The sequence below is a fragment of the Streptomyces sp. NPDC034099 genome, from assembly GCF_055575415.1.
The window spans coordinates 207,894-224,864 of record NZ_JBVISR010000001.1 but is presented as its reverse complement, the minus strand read 5'-3'; the positions used below and the strand labels follow the sequence as shown (position 1 = coordinate 224,864).

At 69.7% G+C, this 16,971-nt stretch carries 15 protein-coding genes; 10 read left to right on the top strand and 5 right to left on the bottom strand.

From position 1 onward, the window contains the following. Positions 1 to 120: 120 nt before the first annotated feature. From ACZ56V_RS01015 to ACZ56V_RS01000, 4 genes are all read right to left on the bottom strand, one after another. Positions 121 to 486 (bottom strand): hypothetical protein, encoded by a 366-nt coding sequence (locus tag ACZ56V_RS01015; protein ID WP_468938222.1) that lies wholly within the window; start codon positions 484 to 486, stop codon positions 121 to 123. A gap of 134 nt (positions 487 to 620) precedes the next feature. Continuing rightward, positions 621 to 1,238, bottom strand: a complete 618-nt coding sequence (locus tag ACZ56V_RS01010; protein ID WP_468939334.1) for a TnsA-like heteromeric transposase endonuclease subunit — start codon at positions 1,236 to 1,238, stop codon at positions 621 to 623. A gap of 206 nt (positions 1,239 to 1,444) precedes the next feature. Next, positions 1,445 to 4,087, bottom strand: a complete 2,643-nt coding sequence (locus tag ACZ56V_RS01005) for a S8 family peptidase (protein ID WP_468938219.1) — start codon at positions 4,085 to 4,087, stop codon at positions 1,445 to 1,447. Continuing rightward, positions 4,080 to 5,069: an AAA family ATPase gene (locus tag ACZ56V_RS01000; RefSeq protein WP_358696775.1), complete on the bottom strand. Its 990-nt coding sequence runs from the start codon at positions 5,067 to 5,069 to the stop codon at positions 4,080 to 4,082. The genes ACZ56V_RS01005 and ACZ56V_RS01000 overlap by 8 nt, the downstream gene beginning before the upstream one ends. Before the next feature lie 872 nt (positions 5,070 to 5,941). Between ACZ56V_RS01000 and ACZ56V_RS00995 the strand changes: the two genes are divergently transcribed. From ACZ56V_RS00995 to ACZ56V_RS00950, 10 genes are all read left to right on the top strand, one after another. Next, entirely contained in the window at positions 5,942 to 6,757 is an 816-nt protein-coding gene (locus tag ACZ56V_RS00995; protein ID WP_398913101.1) for an SOS response-associated peptidase, read from the top strand. A gap of 1 nt (position 6,758) precedes the next feature. Further along, a complete protein-coding gene (locus ACZ56V_RS00990; RefSeq protein WP_468938214.1) occupies positions 6,759 to 7,424 on the top strand; it encodes an alpha/beta hydrolase family protein in 666 nt (221 codons plus the stop codon). A 258-nt stretch (positions 7,425 to 7,682) separates the two neighbouring features. Beyond that, on the top strand, positions 7,683 to 8,366 hold the full coding sequence (gene sigR, locus ACZ56V_RS00985; protein WP_234955406.1) for an RNA polymerase sigma factor SigR: 684 nt from the start codon (positions 7,683 to 7,685) through the stop codon (positions 8,364 to 8,366). Beyond that, positions 8,363 to 8,677, top strand: a complete 315-nt coding sequence (rsrA, locus tag ACZ56V_RS00980; protein WP_104633733.1) for a mycothiol system anti-sigma-R factor — start codon at positions 8,363 to 8,365, stop codon at positions 8,675 to 8,677. Before sigR ends, rsrA begins: the two co-directional genes overlap by 4 nt. 107 nt (positions 8,678 to 8,784) lie before the next feature. Further along, on the top strand, positions 8,785 to 10,110 hold the full coding sequence (locus ACZ56V_RS00975) for an HD-GYP domain-containing protein (RefSeq protein WP_467381710.1): 1,326 nt from the start codon (positions 8,785 to 8,787) through the stop codon (positions 10,108 to 10,110). Next, positions 10,107 to 11,372 carry an HD-GYP domain-containing protein gene (locus ACZ56V_RS00970; RefSeq protein WP_468938211.1) on the top strand — a complete coding sequence of 422 codons (1,266 nt, stop codon included), beginning with the start codon at positions 10,107 to 10,109 and terminating at the stop codon, positions 11,370 to 11,372. The genes ACZ56V_RS00975 and ACZ56V_RS00970 overlap by 4 nt, the downstream gene beginning before the upstream one ends. A gap of 113 nt (positions 11,373 to 11,485) precedes the next feature. Next, positions 11,486 to 12,466: a tetratricopeptide repeat protein gene (locus ACZ56V_RS00965; RefSeq protein ID WP_059300660.1), complete on the top strand. Its 981-nt coding sequence runs from the start codon at positions 11,486 to 11,488 to the stop codon at positions 12,464 to 12,466. Positions 12,467 to 12,545: 79 nt separating this feature from the next. After that, positions 12,546 to 13,196 carry a peptide deformylase gene (gene def, locus ACZ56V_RS00960; protein ID WP_398913092.1) on the top strand — a complete coding sequence of 217 codons (651 nt, stop codon included), beginning with the start codon at positions 12,546 to 12,548 and terminating at the stop codon, positions 13,194 to 13,196. Positions 13,197 to 13,456: 260 nt separating this feature from the next. Next, positions 13,457 to 14,542 carry an epi-isozizaene synthase gene (cyc1, locus tag ACZ56V_RS00955; protein ID WP_467381705.1) on the top strand — a complete coding sequence of 362 codons (1,086 nt, stop codon included), beginning with the start codon at positions 13,457 to 13,459 and terminating at the stop codon, positions 14,540 to 14,542. Beyond that, complete coding sequence (locus tag ACZ56V_RS00950) at positions 14,539 to 15,915, top strand: bifunctional albaflavenone monooxygenase/terpene synthase (protein WP_467381703.1); 1,377 nt, start codon at positions 14,539 to 14,541, stop codon at positions 15,913 to 15,915. The genes cyc1 and ACZ56V_RS00950 overlap by 4 nt, the downstream gene beginning before the upstream one ends. 15 nt (positions 15,916 to 15,930) lie before the next feature. On the opposite strand, the gene ACZ56V_RS00945 is transcribed toward ACZ56V_RS00950, so the two are convergent. Further along, entirely contained in the window at positions 15,931 to 16,899 is a 969-nt protein-coding gene (locus ACZ56V_RS00945) for a GlxA family transcriptional regulator (RefSeq protein WP_467381701.1), read from the bottom strand. Positions 16,900 to 16,971: the final 72 nt, after the last annotated feature.

The following is a 16,971-nucleotide window of genomic DNA, read 5'->3' as shown; positions in this document are numbered from 1 at the left end:
AACTGTCAGGTGGACGGTGGCAGACGGAATTCGCCCAACACAAGTCGTCGACAGAAACTGTCGACGCTAACTTGCAGTGGTGATCGTTCTTGATGTTTTGCTGCCGAAATTTGACCGTGATCACGGGGGCGGTGCTGGCATCAATGGGGCGAGCATGTCGTGCAGGTCGACGGGGTCGAGGGCGGCCAGAAGCGTGATCAGGTTGTGGGTGTGGCGCATGGGTCCGCCTGGGTGCTGGTGCTGGTGCTGGAGTGCGATGCGCCGGTCGAGTTTGTAGCGGGTGCTGAGCTGGTGCCGGTGGGTGCCATCCTGGTAGGCGTCGAACAGGAGCGTGACGAGGTTGAGCCTGGTCGGGGAGTCTGTGAGCTGGCGGTCGAGTGCCGTGGAGAAGACGCAGGTCCGAGCCGGGTCGGAGCCAACGCGTCCCGGGGCATCGGGGAAGGCCCGTCGCAGGTTGGTGACGCTCTGTCCGGTGACCTGCGCCACCAGGTCGAGGTCGAGCCGACCGCGATCCCCGCCGGCCGTCGCAACTACTCACCTCTGCCGCCTTTCCGCCCAGACCGGGCTCTCGGCCTGGAGCAGTCCGCCCTCCAGATGCGCGGCTAGGATCCCCGACCACATCAGGTGGAACAGCATGGGCAGCACCAGCAAGCGGTCACCGCCTCCAACTGCCTCTGCCAATAACGCAGTCGGCTCCGCGAAGATGTCCAGCAGCCGCTCGGCGAGATCGGTGCGGCGGCCGCACCGGCGCCTGCGATAGCGCGCGACAGCCACCGGACATTCGCCATGGCTACCGGGTCGGGGACGCCGACGTGGGAGAACTCCCAGCCCACCGCCCGGCAGGCCACTTGGGTCCCGGCGAACAGCTCCGCGGTCGCCTTGTCCATCCGATCACCGGCGCGAACATCGACCACTCGGGCACGGCCGTCCGCGAGCCGTACGAAGTAGTCCGGAGCGTGGCGGCGCAGGCGCTTCCCCTCGCGCCAGTGCAGCCAGAACGGCTGCGACGCGATCCCGATGATCTCCGGATCCCGGTCCACCAGGATCAGCCGGTCCCGCTCCAGCCACGACTCGTAGCCCACGTGGCCACCTGCGGTCACCGAGTAGTACCAGCCGGCGAAACCTTCGGTGTCCTTGGCCCAGTTGAACGTACGGGTCGGGTCGTCTGCCTCGAACCGTGTGCCCCAGGCCCGTCCTAACGGCTCCCGTCGACGCTTACCCGCGTCGTAAAAGTCCAGTTCAAAGGCCGATAACGCGGCATCGCCGTACGCAAGCGCTGGCGCCCCCGCGATGCCCCCTGACCATCAGCAGCTCCACCAGTCAAACTTCGCAGGCAGGAGCCTACCGGTGGTCAAACTTCGGTGGCAATGGATCAATCATCGCTGTCGCAGGTCAGTGGGCGCGGTCGGGTCAAGCTCGGCCTCGACCGAACTCGCCCGGGAAGCTACCAGCCGAATTCCATCTGAATGGGGATCCCGTCCACGATTTCAGTCTGGGCGTGTGGAGCCACTCCGATCGGCACACCGAGTCGAGTGGCGATGGGCGTATACAGGTCGGTGGAGACTTCCGGTGTGCGCAGGGAGATCAGAAGGGCGTAGCTGACGGGCAGGCCCATGCGGTCGTTGCGCCTGTTCGCCTTCCACCAGCCTCCGACGGGGTAGACGGCGAGCGTGCCGCAGTCGGCGAGTTCGATCGCGGACCCGCGCCAGATGTCGGCGTGCAGCGAGCCGAGGTTGCGGGCCCGGGGGCCCACCAGCCACCTGCTGTTGGACTCGAATGCCCTGGGGTTGCCAAGGCCGTCGCCTTCGTGTTCGGCCTGTTCGGCCAGTCGCCTCTGGAAGGAGTCGCTGGATTCGGCGGAGCCCTTGATGGCGAAGCGAAGGCCGTGTGAGGCGTAGCTGTAGCGGCCGAGCATGCCGCGTCGGCCGGGATTGGGCTCGATCATGTAGGCGAGCGTCACGCGCAGGTCGACGGTGGTCTCGGCCAGATCGCGCAATTGTTCCAGGGGCCAGGGCAGCTCGTGCAGTTTGAGTTCGGCCAGACGAGCCTGCCCGCCCTTGACCTTGTACGGCACCAGAGTGTTCTGGATGATCATGGTGACGGCGTTCGAGGCGCTGCTGCGGATGCGCTCGGCAGTGGGCATGCCCCACCCGTACCGGCGGATCACCTGTCGCATCACGTCGCCCTTGGCGAGTTTGGGGGCGCCGGTCTTCTTGAACAGGCCCTGTTCGACCATGGCCGGGGTCCACTGGGCTTCGTGCACGAGAAGGGCGCGAACAGTCTCCGGCCGCAGCCCGGGGTAGGTACTCATCGCCGTGGCGGCGAGCGCAGCCGCCTGGGCCGTGGCAGCGCTCGTGGCGTTCGTCCAGGTCAGCTGACGCGCCGGGTCGTGGTGGGTAGTTGCCACGCTCACTAGATCGTGTGGGTCCAGGATGCTGTCGTCAGGGGCGACGAGCATGTTGCCGCCCTCCAGAACGATGTCGGGCTTGGTGATGGAGCCGTTGGTCAGCGCCACCGATGTCCGGCTGAAGGGGGACAGGGCACCGGGAGCCGCCAGCGGACGGAATCCGCTGAACAGGGCGGAATCGGGGACGGCGTCCATATGCGTGCACGCCCCGACGGTGAGTACGTTGTGTGCCTGGGCGGGTTCCTCGATGCGCGACAGGTCGGAGAGGAGCAGCGGATCGAGCGTGCCGTCGTCGCGACGCATCTGGTGGGGGACAGCGCCGCGTATGTTGCCAGCACTGACGATGATCAGGCGTGAGGCTTCAGGATCGGGCGCTCCGACCAGTTCGATCCGGTCGTCCCGGACGGCGACGTCCGTGCCTGCCGCCAGGGCGTCCAGCGTGGCCGACCACAGGGTCGCTGTGCCGTCTACGCCGTTCTCCCCTTCCCCGGACTCCCGGGTGACAGCCATCGAGAAGACCCGTCCCGAGGGTGCGGGGCCTCCGTTGCCGATCTCAGCGGTCGCGACCGCGTTCGCAGTGGTCTCCGCACAGGTCCGCGGGGACACATCGGGTGTGTGAACATCGTTGAGGATCTTCACGGACTCAAGGCCGTGACCGAGTACGACGGGACCTTGTGATTCAAGGGCTGCGGCGAAGTCCCCGAATAGGGCAAGCCCAGCCATCTGCGTGCCGTGCCCGATCCGGTCGGCCGGCGTGCTGCCGGGGAGCACACTGTAGGCGCGCTCGTGCAGCGCGGGCTTCAGCAGGGCATGCTCCTGGGCTATTCCTGTGTCCAGGATGCATACCGCCGGGGCTTCCGGTGCGGCCGGCTCGATGCGCGTGGCGAGATCCTTGACCAGGTCCACGCGGAATTCGCGGTCGACGGTGTAGAGGCCCTCGGCGAAGGTAGGACTGCGGATCTCAGCAGGGCAGGCGTTCGTGGCCAACAGGAACGCCAGCTCGCTAGCGGTCGTCGCGACGTGAGCCACCAGGCGTTCCCCGACATGGATTGCCCGTTCACTGACTTGCCAGCGACGATCTTCGGCCAGGGAACGCAAGGTGGCAACCGCCGTCGGCGAGATCAGCGGATCGAACCACAACTCCCACCATCGCTCCTCGTCCAGTGGCGGCAGATCCTGCCGCTCCTGCCAGAGGTGCTCCAGCAGAGCCCGTTGCACCTGTTTCATATTGGCCACCAACAGGGCCTGTTTTGGGTTACCGCCGGGGGTGTTGTCCGTGAAATCGGTGATCCGCTGGGTGAACGAGGTGACTTTGTCGAAGGGGATCCAGACCAGGGCGTCCTGCTGAGTGTTCTCGGTCTGCGGGTGGCTACTCATTAGTGTCAGGCCAGATGCGTCCAGGCGCTCTAGGCTCAGAGGATGGTCGCGAGCCGCCTCGATGCGCACCGCGAAACCGTCAGGCTGACGGTCTTCGGGAACCTGTTGTATGAGCTGGGTTGCCTCACGGCGGGCCGTCTCCAGCCCGTCTACCAAAGCGTCGGCATGCCTCTGCCGGTCCGTGTGCTGAACCAGGTCCGGACCGCTCCCGCCGGCGGCCTCGGAGCGCGGCGTGAGGGTGGTGGCCTCCCAGGGCACGATCAGGTGCGGACTGAGCTGTGCGGGAGAGTTGGGCTCAGGCATGGTGGGTGGCGTGCCGCTCGCTCAGGGCTTCCAGCAGCAGTTGCTCGTTCACCATGTCCCGGTCAGCCAGGATGGCTCGTTTGGCCGCTGCTTCCGCCGCTTTGACCAGCTCGGCGTGACTCAGGCCCGATGCACGCTCTGTCACGAGGCCCCACCGTAGTGTGCTTGTGTCCATTCCGGCTAGACGTCGCTGCAGCACCTGTACAGCTTCCTCCCCGGTGGGAAAGCCGTAGGTGGCGATCATGTCGAAGCGGCGGAACAGAGCCTGGTCCAGAAGCTGGTGGTGGTTGGTGCCGGCGACCACGAGACTCTCAGAGGGCGCCTCATCGAGGAACAGCAGGAATGAGTTGAGGATCCTGCGGGCTTCGCCGACGTCGTTGCCTGCTGCCCGTTCGGCTCCCAGAGCGTCGAATTCATCGAACAGGTAGACCGCACGGGTCTGGGCCACGGCGTCGAAGACCAGACGCAGCTTGGCGGCGGTCTCGCCCATGAACCGGCTGATCAGACCGTCCAGACGAATGGTGAACAGGGGCAGTTTCAGCTCTCCCGCCAGCGCCGCTGCCGTCATGCTTTTGCCCGTTCCGGGAGGCCCGGACAGCAGAATGCGGTGCACCGGGGTAAAGCCGAAACGCTCGAGCCGTGCACGCTGCCGCTGTTCGTGCAGCACACGATCCAGCGAGGCGCGCAGTCCGGCGTCCAGAGTCATGTCGTCGAGCTGGGTGTCCGGATAGCCTGCCGTTAGGAGACTGGTCAGCTCACCGCGGGGCTGCACCACCGGAGTAGCGGCACGCTGCTGGGTGGCCGGCTTCCCCTGCCTCTGCTGGGCGGCCTCGACCAGCTCGCGCAGCTCTACGGCGAACTTTCCCTGCCCCTGGCGGGCGGACTTCGCCGCAACTTGTAGAGCGACGCTGTAGAAGAGGTCGTCGTTGGCTTCGGAGTGCGCCCGCACAAGAGCTTTCAGGTGATCGGCGTTCGCCGCCATACGCCTGTCACCCTCCGATGTGGACTGCCTGTAAGAAGAAGAGGTATACCCAAATCAGCGGGTCCCTGCGCCTGCATCGTACGGCCCTGGGATCCGGGCTGCTGCCCGGATCCTCCACTGGCCGTGATGTCCGAATGAGCGGATCGCGGCGCCGGAACCCGCGCAGCCTGCTGGCCTGGGGTATCTGTAACCCAGGCTGCGGCAGGTTTGTCTGCCGGTGATGCCCGAATCATGTAATCCGGGCAAGGGCCGGGTGCAGGCAACCTAGGTGCTCGGCGCCCCTCTCACGCCCCTCCTCCATTCAGTTTCTCAGCCTGCTTCCGGATCGAAGATCTGCCTGCGAGAAGCGAGCGCTCGCTCCGAAGATCCCGTTCGGCCGGCGGCGCTGTGCCACCCGTCGCCCCTCGGATGGGGCGGGAGGCGGATGGTCTCTCCATGGCTGAGTGAAGGGCGCGCCGAAGGGGCACAGGCGGGACATTCCGTTGGCGACGGACCCGGCCGAGGCCGTGGGCGAGCACGTGGTCCGCTGTGGCACCGGTCCGGGCGGTGCCCCTCCTTCAGACGATCGCTGGAACCCTGGTCACCCCCTCGGACTACTCGTCTGTGTTCCGTAAGGTTATGAAGACCCTGGGTTATGACCGGTCGCGGACACTACCTGCGACTTGGTTCGCCTCGCCCGCGCTCGGTAGCGGTCTGTCACTCTTGCACATGTCCCGGTGGCCGGGGCACAAGAGCATCAGGGGGCGGACACGGCACCTTTCGCCGGACGCCACTGGCCGGGCGGTCAAGGGGATGGATGTGACGCTGGCCGGCACCGTGCTGACTTGGTGCTGACTGAACAGATATTTCCGCAGGTCAAAGGGGTTCTCCATATGTGCGGACGGTATGCGGCGAGTCGTCGACCCGAGGATCTCGCGGGAATCTTCGAGATCGAGAAGTGGGAGCCCAAGGAGGGCTTGGAACCCGACTACAACGTGGCCCCCACCAAGGAGGTCTACGCCGTCCTGGACCGTCCCCTGAAAGACGTCGAGGACCCGAAGCCGGTTCGCCAGCTGCGGAAGCTGAAGTGGGGCCTCGTCCCCTCCTGGTCCAAGACGCCCGAGGGCGGCGCCCGGATGATCAACGCCCGCGCGGAGACCGTCCACGAGAAGCCCTCCTACCGCCGCGCCTTCAGCACCCGGCGCTGCATCCTGCCCGCCGACGGCTACTACGAGTGGGTCACCGGCACGCAGGAGCGCGACCTGGAGGTCGAGGGGCGCAGGAAGCGGCCCCGCAAGCAGCCGTACTTCGTGACCCCCGCCGACGGCTCCGTGTTCGCCATGGCAGGGCTCTACGAGTTCTGGCGGGACAAGACGCTCCCCGACGACCACCCGCGGGCCTGGTGGGTGACGTGCTCGGTGATCACCACCGAGGCCGAGACCACGCCGCTCGCGGTCGCCCCGGCCGACGGCCCGCGCGCCCTGGCCGACATCCACCCCCGGATGCCGCTGATGCTGACGCCGGACCGCTGGGACGACTGGCTGGACCCGGCGCGCACCGACCCCGACGAGCTGACCTCCCTGCTGGCGCCGCCGCCCGCCGGGCTGATGCGGGCCTTCCCCGTCTCCACGGCCGTGAGCAACGTCCGCAACAACGGGCCGGAGCTGCTCAAGGAGCTGGAGGCGCCGGAAGAGGGCACACTCTTCTGACGTGACCAGCGACACCAGTGGAACCAGCGAACCCACCGAGACCGTCGACACCGAGGCGGGCCCCGCCCGCATCACCTGGCACCGGGCGAAGCGGCCCCGGCTCGTCCTCGCCGTGAGCCACGGCGCCGGCGGCGGCATCGAGGCGCGCGACCTGAAGGCGCTGGCGGCCGCACTGCCCGCCCACGGGGTGAGCGTCGCCCTCGTCGAGCAGCCCTGGCGGGTGGCCGGCAAGAAGCTGGCGCCCGCGCCGAAGACCCTGGACACCGGCTGGCGTGGCGTGTGGCCCGCGCTCGCCGCGCCGGGCCTGCCGGTGATCTCGGGCGGCCGCAGCGCCGGTGCCCGCGTCGCCTGCCGCACCGCCGGCGAACTGGGCGCCCGCGCGGTCCTCGCCCTCAGCTTCCCGCTGCACCCGCCGGGCCGGCCGGAGAAGTCCCGCGCCGACGAGCTCCTCGTGGCCGGGGTGCCCACCCTCGTCGTCCAGGGCGGCAACGACCCCTTCGGCAGGCCGCGGGAGTTCCCCGAGATGCCCGCGGGGACCTACGACCTGATCGAGGTGCCGTACGGCGACCACGGCTTCGCCGTGCCCAAACGGGCGGAGATCGGCCAGGAGGAGGCGCTGGAGCTGATCACCGACGGCGTCCTGAAGTGGACCGGCTCACTCGGCTGAAACGCCCGGGAATGACCGGCGGGCGGCCACTGTTGTGCCGTGCGTACGTTGCTGAGAATCAGCACCGACGCCGTAGGAGAGGAAGTCCGCCGCATGGGTTCAGCCTTCTGCCCGAGCCGGAGCAGCCGGTCCGACCTCGACTGGACTGTGCTGCACGCGGCGAAGACCGCCCCTATTCGGGCGGCGGGCGGACCGGATCGTCGTCTATCCTCCGATTCGAGTGAGACCGGTCTCGGTTTCACGACATCGCTGGAGGAGGTGGGTCCGGTCACTGGGACCGACGCAGGGACCGAACACGGCCAGGCGGAGCAGCCCGAGGGCCGGGGTACGAGCGCGGAGTCGACCGCGGAGCGCAGCGCGCGCTTCGAGCGGGACGCGCTGGAGTTCCTCGACCAGATGTACTCGGCCGCGCTGCGCATGACACGTAACCCGGCCGACGCCGAGGACCTGGTGCAGGAGACCTACGCCAAGGCGTACGCGTCCTTCCACCAGTTCCGCGAGGGCACCAACCTCAAGGCGTGGCTGTACCGCATCCTCACCAACACCTTCATCAACTCGTACCGCAAGAAGCAGCGCGAACCCCAGCGCAGCGCGGCCGAGGAGATCGAGGACTGGCAGCTCGCGCGTGCCGAGTCGCACATGTCGACGGGTCTGCGCTCCGCGGAGTCGCAGGCGCTCGACCACCTGCCCGACTCGGACGTGAAGCAGGCGCTCCAGGCGATCCCCGAGGAATTCCGTATCGCCGTGTATCTGGCGGACGTCGAGGGCTTTGCCTACAAGGAGATCGCAGACATCATGGGGACACCCATCGGTACGGTGATGTCCCGGCTGCACCGTGGACGCCGTCAGCTGCGCGGCATGCTGGAGGACTACGCCCGCGACCGCGGCCTGGTCCCCGCCGGCGCCGGAGAGTCGAACGAAGCGAAAGGCTCGGGGTCATGAGCTGCGGAGAGCCGCACGAGACGGAGTGCAGCGAAATCCTCGATCATCTCTACGAGTTTCTCGACAAAGAGATGCCGGACTCGGACTGCGTGAAGTTCGAGCACCACTTCGAGGAGTGCTCGCCCTGCCTGGAGAAGTACGGGCTGGAGCAGGCGGTGAAGAAGCTGGTCAAGCGGTGCTGCGGACAGGACGACGTGCCGGGTGACCTGCGCGCCAAGGTCATGGGCCGACTGGACCTGATCCGGTCCGGGCAGTCCGTGCCCGAGCACGACGTCACGGCCGCGCCGTCGTCGGCCCCACAGGAGTCCTGAGCCGGCCCGAGTCACTCGTACGTGCTAATCCGCGGGTTATCTGCCCGCGGCCTCCCGCCGCCGTCCTAGGCTCCGGAGCCTGACAGACGTGGCCAGGGGAGGGGCTCATGGACGCGGTACCGGCGCGGGCACGTGTCTACGTGACCGTCGTCGCCCTCGCCGCCCTGCTGTGCCTGCGCCCGCTTCCATCGGTGCAGGCGCCCTGGTGGGCGGTGCTGCTGCTCGCCGGACTGTACGCGGGCTCCGAACTCGTCGCGCGGTCCCGCTTCGTCGGGACCTGCTATCCCGTCCTGCTCGCCGGTGCCTTCCTGCTGCCGCCGCCCGCCGCGGCACTCGTGGCACTGCCCGGGGCCCTGCTGTCCCCGGTGCCCCGGCGGCCGTTCGGCCTGCGGCGCGTCTGGCGGGCCGCCCAGCTGACTCTCGCCGTGTGGGCCGCCGCCTGCGTCCACTGGCGGCTCGGCGGCCGGGACGCGGTCGTCGAGCCCGCCTTCCCGTACGCCCTGGTGCCGGCCGGGGCCGCCGTACTCGCCTTCTGCCTGGTGCTCGCGGTGCTGGACGGCGGCATCCTCACCCTCGCCGACCACGTGCCGCCGAGCCGGGCGTGGCGGGGGCTGCTCTCCCGGTCGCTCGCGCCGATCGCCGCGCACGGGCTCGCCGGGCTGATGATGGCCGTCCTGTGGCGCAGCCCGTACGGTCCGGTCGCCGCACTGCTCGTCCTGCTGCCGATGTGCGTGGCGTGGTGGGCCTTCGCCCAGTACCACCGCGAGCGGGCCGCGCACCAGGCGACCATCCGCGCCCTGGTGCAGGCCGTCGACATCAAGGACGGCTACACGCGCGGCCACAGTGAACGCGTCGGCCAGGCCTCCATGATGATCGCCCGCGAGCTGGGCATGGACGACGAGCGCGTCGAGACCCTGCGCTTCGCCGGGATCCTGCACGACGTGGGCAAGCTCGGCGTGCCCACCCGGCTGCTGCGCAAGGACGGGCCGCTGACGCCCGAGGAGCGCCGGGTGATCGAACTGCACCCCGAGTACGGGCACGAGATGGTGCGCGGCATCCGTTTCCTGGGAGAGGCCCGCGCCGCGGTCCTCCACCACCACGAACGGCTGGACGGCAGCGGCTACCCCTACGGACTGGCCGGCGACCGGATCCCCGAGTCGGCCCGCGTGGTGGCCGTCGCCGACGCCTTCGACGCGATGACCTCCACGCGCTCCTACAGCAGGGCCCGCCCGGTCGCGGCGGCCCTGGAGGAGCTCCAGCGGTGTGCCGGCGGACAGTTCGACCCGCGGATGGTACGGGCGCTGGTCCGCGCCCTCGGCCGCCACGGCTGGCGCCCGTCGGTGACGGCGGACGGCCCGTCCGGCCTCCCCGCCGGACCGGCACCGGGCCGGGGCGAGGGCGCGCGGGACAGCGTCGGCAGGGGAGCACCGTGACGCCGTTGCAGCCGCCGGCCCAGTACCCGCCGCCGGCAGCCGTTCTCCTCGTACCCGGCTGTGCCGGGCTCCTCGCGCTCGGCTGTCTCGCCTCGGTGCTGGGGTCGGGACCCGTGCAGCGGCCCGTCGCGCTGGCCTTCGGCGGGCTCGTCGTCCTCGGTGAGCTGACCCGGCGGACCGGGACCGAGGCCCGGGAGGCCGCCCCGCTCGGGGCCGCGGGCGCGCTGGCGTACGCGCTGCTGGGAGACGTCGCCGGGCAGCCCGCGCAGCACGGTGTGGCCCAGACCGTCACCGTCGTGCTCGCCGCCTCGCTGCTCGGCAGCGTCCCCTACGTCGCCCGCGGCCGCGGGCCCGTCCTCGACCATCTGGCGCGGCGGGGGCTCACCGTCGGCTTCGCCGCCGTCTGCTTCCGCCCGCTGTCCCACCAGGGCGCCTTCGACGACTGGAGCGGTCCCGCCGACGCGCTGCTGCTGCTCGCGCTGCTCGCCCTGACCACGCTGTGCGACGCCGTGCTCGCCGCGGCACCCGTGCACGCGCGCACCGGGTGGCCCTTCGGACCGCTGCTGCGCGAGGAACTGCGCGGCATGGTCGGGATCACGTCCGCGGTGTGCGCGACCGGCGCGGTGATGGCGCTCGCGGTGAGCGTCGCGGGTCTGTGGGCGCTCCCCGTCTTCTGCGTGCCCCTGCTGCTCGCCCAGCTCTCCTACCGCCGGTACGCGGCCGTCCGGGCCACCTATCGGCAGACCATCGCCTCCCTGGCCCGCGCCACCGAGATCGCCGGGTACACCCCGGCCGGGCACGCCCGCCGCGTCGCCGGACTGGGCGTGGCCGTCGGGCGGGACCTGGGGCTGTCCGGGGCCGAGCTGACCGTGCTGGAGTACGCGGCCCTGATGCACGACATCGGACAGCTGAGCCTGGTCGACCCGGTCCCGGCCGGAGCCACCGCCGACCTGCCCGTCACCGAACAGCGGCGGATCGCGCTGCTCGGCGGGGCCGTCGTCCGCCAGACCGGCGTCGACGCGGCGGTCGCCGTGGTGGTGGAGCGGCAGGCCGACCCCTGCCACGAGCAGCCGGTCGCCGCGCGGATCGTGCGGGTCGTGAACGCCTACGAGGAGAAGGCGCGGGACGCGGGCCCGGGCGGCGTCCTGACGGTGCTGGAGGAGCTGCGCCTGGCCACCGCCGGCGACTACGCTCCCGAGGTGGTGGAAGCACTGGCCCGGGTCCTTGCCCGGAGCAGCCTTACCGAGCCCGCGGCTGGGTAACCCATGGGTAATGAGCGCCTCTACAGCCGTACGTGGTTTGATGCCCGGGAGAGGGTGTCCGGGGGCGCGAAAGGCACAGCCAGCCCACTGAACGGAACTGGCAGGCGGGAATCGTGAGGATCTTCGGCAAGGCACGGCACCGGCCCTCCGCCTCTTGGCGGCAGGCCACCGACCGCGCGTTCACGCTGATCGGCGACGGTCGCTACGAGGACGCGGGGGCGCTGCTGACCCGGGCGGCCGACCTGGAGCCCTGGCTGTCGGAGTCCTGGTTCAACCTGGCGCTGCTGCACAAGTTCCGGCACGACTGGGAGCAGGCCAGGGCGGCCGGCCTGCGCGCCGTAGCGCTGCTCGACCGGGACACCGGCGCCCCCGACTGGTGGAACGTCGGCATCGCCGCGACCGCCCTGCAGGACTGGCCGCTGGCCCGGCGGGCCTGGCAGGCGTACGGGCTGCGCACCCCGGGGGACGCCACGGACGCCGGTGAGCCGCTCGGCATGGACCTCGGCAGCGCGGCCGTACGGCTCTCCCCGGAGGGCGAGGCCGAGGTGGTGTGGGGGCGGCGGCTCGACCCCGCCCGCGTCGAGGTGCTGTCCATCCCGCTGCCGTCCTCGGGCCGGCGCTGGGGCGAGGTCGTCCTGCACGACGGCGTGCCGCACGGGGAGCGGACGACCAGCGCCGGGCACTCCTACCCCGTCTTCGACGAGATCGAGCTGTGGGCGCCCTCGCCCGTGCCCACCTGGGTGGTCCTCCTGGAGGCGGCCACCGAGGCCGACCGCGACGCCCTGGAGCAGCTGGCCGCCGACGCCGGGTTCGCCGCCGAGGACTGGTCGTCCTCCGTGCGGCTGCTGTGCCGGATGTGCTCGGAGTCCCGGATGCCGTCCGACGAGGGCGAGGGTGAGCACCTGGACCCGCACGACCACAGCGAACCCGGGCACCCCGGGCCGCTGGGGCACCGCACCGACGGGCAGCTGTGGGTGCCGGAGCGCGAGTGCGGGGTGGCGGCGCCGGCGGGGCTGGTGAAGGGGTTGCTGGACGGGTGGGTCGCGGACAGCCCGGACTCCCGTGACTGGCGGGACCTGGAAGAGGTCTGCTGAGCGGCCCCGTAGTCTTTGCCAGGACACTCCAGCAGCGTCAGCATCACCTTTGGTTGTACGAGGAAGGCATACGGCGGTCATGGCCCAGCAGGACACCGATCAGCAGCACCCGGGCGTGCTTCCCGTGGACGACGAGGGTTTCGTCGTCGACACCCAGGACTGCGAGGAGCGTGAGGCGGACTGGCGCGGGCGCGGCACCTCGCGCCCGATCACGGTGGTCGGCAACCCGGTGCTGCACAGGGAGTGCGAGGACGTCACCGACTTCGGCGAGGAGTTCCAGCAGCTGGTGGCGGACATGTTCGCCAGCCAGCGCACCGCCGAGGGCGTGGGCCTTGCCGCCAACCAGATCGGCGTCTCCAAGAAGGTCTTCGTCTACGACTGCCCCGACGACGAGGGCGTCCGCCACGTCGGCGTGGTCTGCAACCCCGAGCTGGTCGAGCTGCCGGCCGACCGCCGCCGCCTGGACGACAGCAACGAGGGCTGCCTGTCCGTGCCGACCGCCTACGCGCCGCTCGCCCGCCCCGACTACGCCGAGGTGACCGGGCAGGACGAGAAGGGCAACCCCGTCAAGGTGCGCGGCACCGGGTACTTCGCCCGGTGTTTGCAGCACGAGACGGACCACCTGTACGGGTACCTGTACATCGACCGGCTCTCCAAGCGCGAGCGCAAGGACGCGCTGCGGCAGATGGCCGAGAACGAGCCGCGCTACCCCGTGGTCGCGAACGACTGACACCGCCTCACGGGTCACACATCTCCCTCGCGCACGGCGCCTGTTCGGGTCTTCCCCCGAGCGGGCGCCGTTCGTCTGTGTGCGTCAGTGGAAAGCCGCCACACAACAGGAGAATCCCGGCATCGAGGCGTAGTGAATGAAGCAAATCCGTTCCCAGAACGGTCAGTTGTGGTGCTGAATGGGAACCGCGGGGATACGCAACGGCGCACGCCCCGCTCAGCGAGAGGGGTGCGCCACCGGCGGCTGAGAGGGGTTTGTTCGTGCATGCTTTCCCACACGGCACCACAGCGACACCGACCGCGATCGCAGTACCGCCATCGCTCCGTCTCCCGGTGATCGAGGCGGCATTTCCCCGGCAACTGCACCCGTATTGGCCCAGGCTCCAGGAGACCACCCGCACCTGGCTGCTCGAAAAGCGGCTCATGCCCGCGGACAAGGTCGAGGAATATGCCGACGGCCTGTGCTACACGGACCTCATGGCGGGCTACTACCTGGGCGCCCCCGACGAGGTCATGCAGGCGATAGCGGACTACAGCGCGTGGTTCTTCGTCTGGGACGACCGGCACGACCGTGACATCGTCCACGGCCGTCCCGGCGCCTGGCGGCGACTGCGCGGCCGGCTGCACACGGCACTCGACTCACCCGGGGACCACCTGCACCACGAGGACACGCTGGTGGCCGGGTTCGCCGACAGTGTGCGGAGGCTCTACGCCTTCCTGCCGGCCACCTGGAACGCCCGGTTCGCCCGGCACTTCCACGCGGTGATCGAGGCGTACGACCGGGAATTCCACAACCGCACGCGCGGAATCGTGCCCGGCGTGCAGGAGTACCTCGAACTGCGCCGGCTCACCTTCGCGCACTGGATCTGGACCGACCTGCTGGAGCCGAGTTCGGGCTGCGAACTCCCCGACGCGGTACGGAAACACCCGGCATATCGCCGGGCGGCACTGCTGAGTCAGGAATTCGCCGCCTGGTACAACGACCTCTGCTCGCTGCCCAAGGAAATAGCGGGCGACGAGGTCCACAATCTCGGAATCAGTCTCATCACCCACCATTCACTCACGCTGGAAGAAGCCATCGAAGAAGTCCGGCGACGTGTCGAGGAATGCATCACCGAATTCCTCGACGTGGAGCAGGACGCCTTACGGTTCGCCGACGAACTCGCCGACGGAACCGTACGCGGAAAGGAACTGAGCGGAGCCGTGCGGGCCAACGTCGGCAATATGCGGAACTGGTTCAGTTCCGTCTACTGGTTCCACCACGAGTCCGGCCGGTACATGGTCGACAGCTGGGACGACCGGTCCACGCCCCCGTACGTCAACAACGAAGCGGCAGGTGAGAAATGACCGTCGAGTCCGTCCACCCCGAAACTCGCGCACCGGGGGCACCGGAGCTGCGCGAGCCGCCCGTCGCGGGCGGCGGCGTACCGCTGCTCGGCCACGGCTGGCGGCTGGCCCGCGACCCGCTGGCCTTCATGTCCCAGCTGCGCGACCACGGCGACATCGTGCGCATCAAGCTCGGCCCGAAGACCGTCTACGCGGTCACGAACCCGGAGCTGACCGGCGCCCTCGCCCTGAATCCCGACTACCACATAGCCGGTCCGCTGTGGGAGTCGCTGGAGGGCCTGCTCGGCAAGGAGGGCGTGGCGACCGCCAACGGCCCGCTCCACCGGCGCCAGCGGCGCACCATCCAGCCGGCGTTCCGGCTCGACGCCATCCCCGCCTACGGGCCGATCATGGAGGAGGAGGCGCACGCGCTCACCGAGCGCTGGCAGCCGGGCCGGACCGTGGACGCCACCTCGGAGTCCTTCCGGGTCGCCGTGCGCGTCGCGGCCCGCTGCCTGCTGCGCGGGCAGTACATGGACGAGCGGGCCGAGCGGCTGTGCGTCGCGCTCGCCACCGTCTTCCGGGGCATGTACCGGCGCATGGTGGTCCCGCTCGGACCGCTGTACCGGCTGCCGCTTCCGGCCAACCGTCAATTCAACTCCGCGTTGGCCGATCTGCACCTCCTGGTCGACGAGATCATCGCCGAGCGCCGCGCATCCGGTCAAAAGCCGGACGATTTGCTCACGGCATTGCTGGAGGCGAAGGACGACAATGGCGACCCGATCGGGGAACAGGAGATCCACGACCAGGTGGTCGCGATACTCACTCCCGGCAGTGAAACCATCGCGTCCACGATCATGTGGTTGCTCCAGGCACTTGCCGACCATCCGGAACATGCCGACCGCATACGCGACGAAGTCGAAGCGGTCACCGGCGGGCGGCCCGTGGCATTCGAGGACGTCCGCAGTCTCACGCACACCGGCAATGTCATCGTGGAGGCCATGCGTTTGCGCCCCGCCGTATGGGTATTGACGCGGCGCGCGGTGGCCGAGAGCGAACTCGGTGGCTATCGCATTCCGGCCGGTGCGGACATCATCTACAGTCCGTACGCAATCCAACGCGATCCGAAGTCGTACGAGGACAACCTGGAGTTCGACCCCGACCGGTGGCTCCCGGAACGCGCGAAGAATGTGCCGAAATACGCCATGAAGCCGTTCAGTGCGGGCAAGCGGAAGTGCCCCAGTGACCACTTCTCGATGGCGCAGCTCACGCTGATCACGGCCGCGCTCGCCACCAAGTACCGCTTCGAACAGGTGGCGGGCTCCAACGACGCGGTCCGGGTCGGCATCACGCTGCGCCCGCACGACCTGCTGGTCAGGCCCGTGGCCCGGTGACCCGTCCGGGACGGATCAGGCGGCGGCCTCCGGGCCCCGGAACGTGCGCCGGTAGGCGTGCGGGGTGGTGCCCAGGGCCCTGGTGAACTGGTGCCTCAGGGCCGCCGCCGTGCCGAAACCGGCGCGCCAGGCGATCGTGTCCATCGTCTCGTCCGTCGCCTCGAGGAGACGCTGCGCCAGCAGCACGCGCTGGCGCAGGATCCAGCGGTAGGGGGTCGTCCCCGTCTCCTGCTGGAAGCGGCGGGCGAAGGTGCGCGGGGACATGTGCGCCCGGGCCGCCAGCTGCTCGACGGTGACCTCCTCGTCGAGGTGCTGTTCCATCCAGGCCAGCACCTCGCCGACGGTGTCGCAGGAGGAGCGGGGCAGCGGCCGTTCGATGTACTGCGCCTGCCCGCCGTCCCGGTGCGGCGGCACCACCATGCGCCGGGCGATCCGGTTGGCGACCTCCGGCCCCTGCTCCTTGCGCACGATGTGCAGGCAGGCGTCGATGCCGGCGGCGGTCCCGGCGGAGGTGATCACCGGGTCCTCGTCGACGTAGAGCACGTCCGGCGCGACCTCGGCCCGCGGGTACTGCCGGGACAGCTCGGCCGCGTGGTGCCAGTGCACCGCGCACCGCCGCCCGTCCAGCAGGCCGGCGGCGCCCAGGACGAAGACGCCGGAGCACACGCTCAGTACGCGTGTGCCCCGGTCCGTCGCCCTGCGCAGGGCGTCCAGCAGTTCGGGCGGATACTCCCGGCGGACGAAGTCGCTGCCCGCAGGCACCGCGATCAGGTCGGCCTCCTCCAGCCGCTCCAGACCGAACGGCGTCGAGACGGTCAGCCCGCCGACGTGGGTGCCCAGCGTGGGGCCCTCCGCCGAGACCACCGCGAAGTCGTACCCCGGCAGACCCTCGTCGCTCCGGTCGATGCCGAAGACCTCGCAGATCACGCCGAGTTCGAAGGGATGCGCACCGTCCAGCAGGACGGCGGCCACGTTCCGCAACATGCCGCCAGTGTGCCTCGTCAGTGGCAGGAAATCGAGGCCTTACGGCAGTCCTGCCACTGACGGTAAGGAGTC

What these genes read in the sequence shown, in the direction of transcription:
- ACZ56V_RS01005 (WP_468938219.1), bottom strand. Translation starts at nt 4,087, where the DNA reads ATGCCTGAGCCCAACTCTCCCGCACAGCTCAGTCCGCACCTGATCGTG.
- ACZ56V_RS01000 (WP_358696775.1), bottom strand. Translation starts at nt 5,069, where the DNA reads ATGGCGGCGAACGCCGATCACCTGAAAGCTCTTGTGCGGGCGCACTCC.
- ACZ56V_RS00995 (WP_398913101.1), top strand. Translation starts at nt 5,942, where the DNA reads ATGTGCGGACGGTATGCGGCGAGTCGTCGACCCGAGGATCTCGCGGGA.
- rsrA (WP_104633733.1), top strand. Translation starts at nt 8,363, where the DNA reads ATGAGCTGCGGAGAGCCGCACGAGACGGAGTGCAGCGAAATCCTCGAT.
- ACZ56V_RS00975 (WP_467381710.1), top strand. Translation starts at nt 8,785, where the DNA reads ATGGACGCGGTACCGGCGCGGGCACGTGTCTACGTGACCGTCGTCGCC.
- def (WP_398913092.1), top strand. Translation starts at nt 12,546, where the DNA reads ATGGCCCAGCAGGACACCGATCAGCAGCACCCGGGCGTGCTTCCCGTG.
- ACZ56V_RS00950 (WP_467381703.1), top strand. Translation starts at nt 14,539, where the DNA reads ATGACCGTCGAGTCCGTCCACCCCGAAACTCGCGCACCGGGGGCACCG.
- ACZ56V_RS00945 (WP_467381701.1), bottom strand. Translation starts at nt 16,899, where the DNA reads ATGTTGCGGAACGTGGCCGCCGTCCTGCTGGACGGTGCGCATCCCTTC.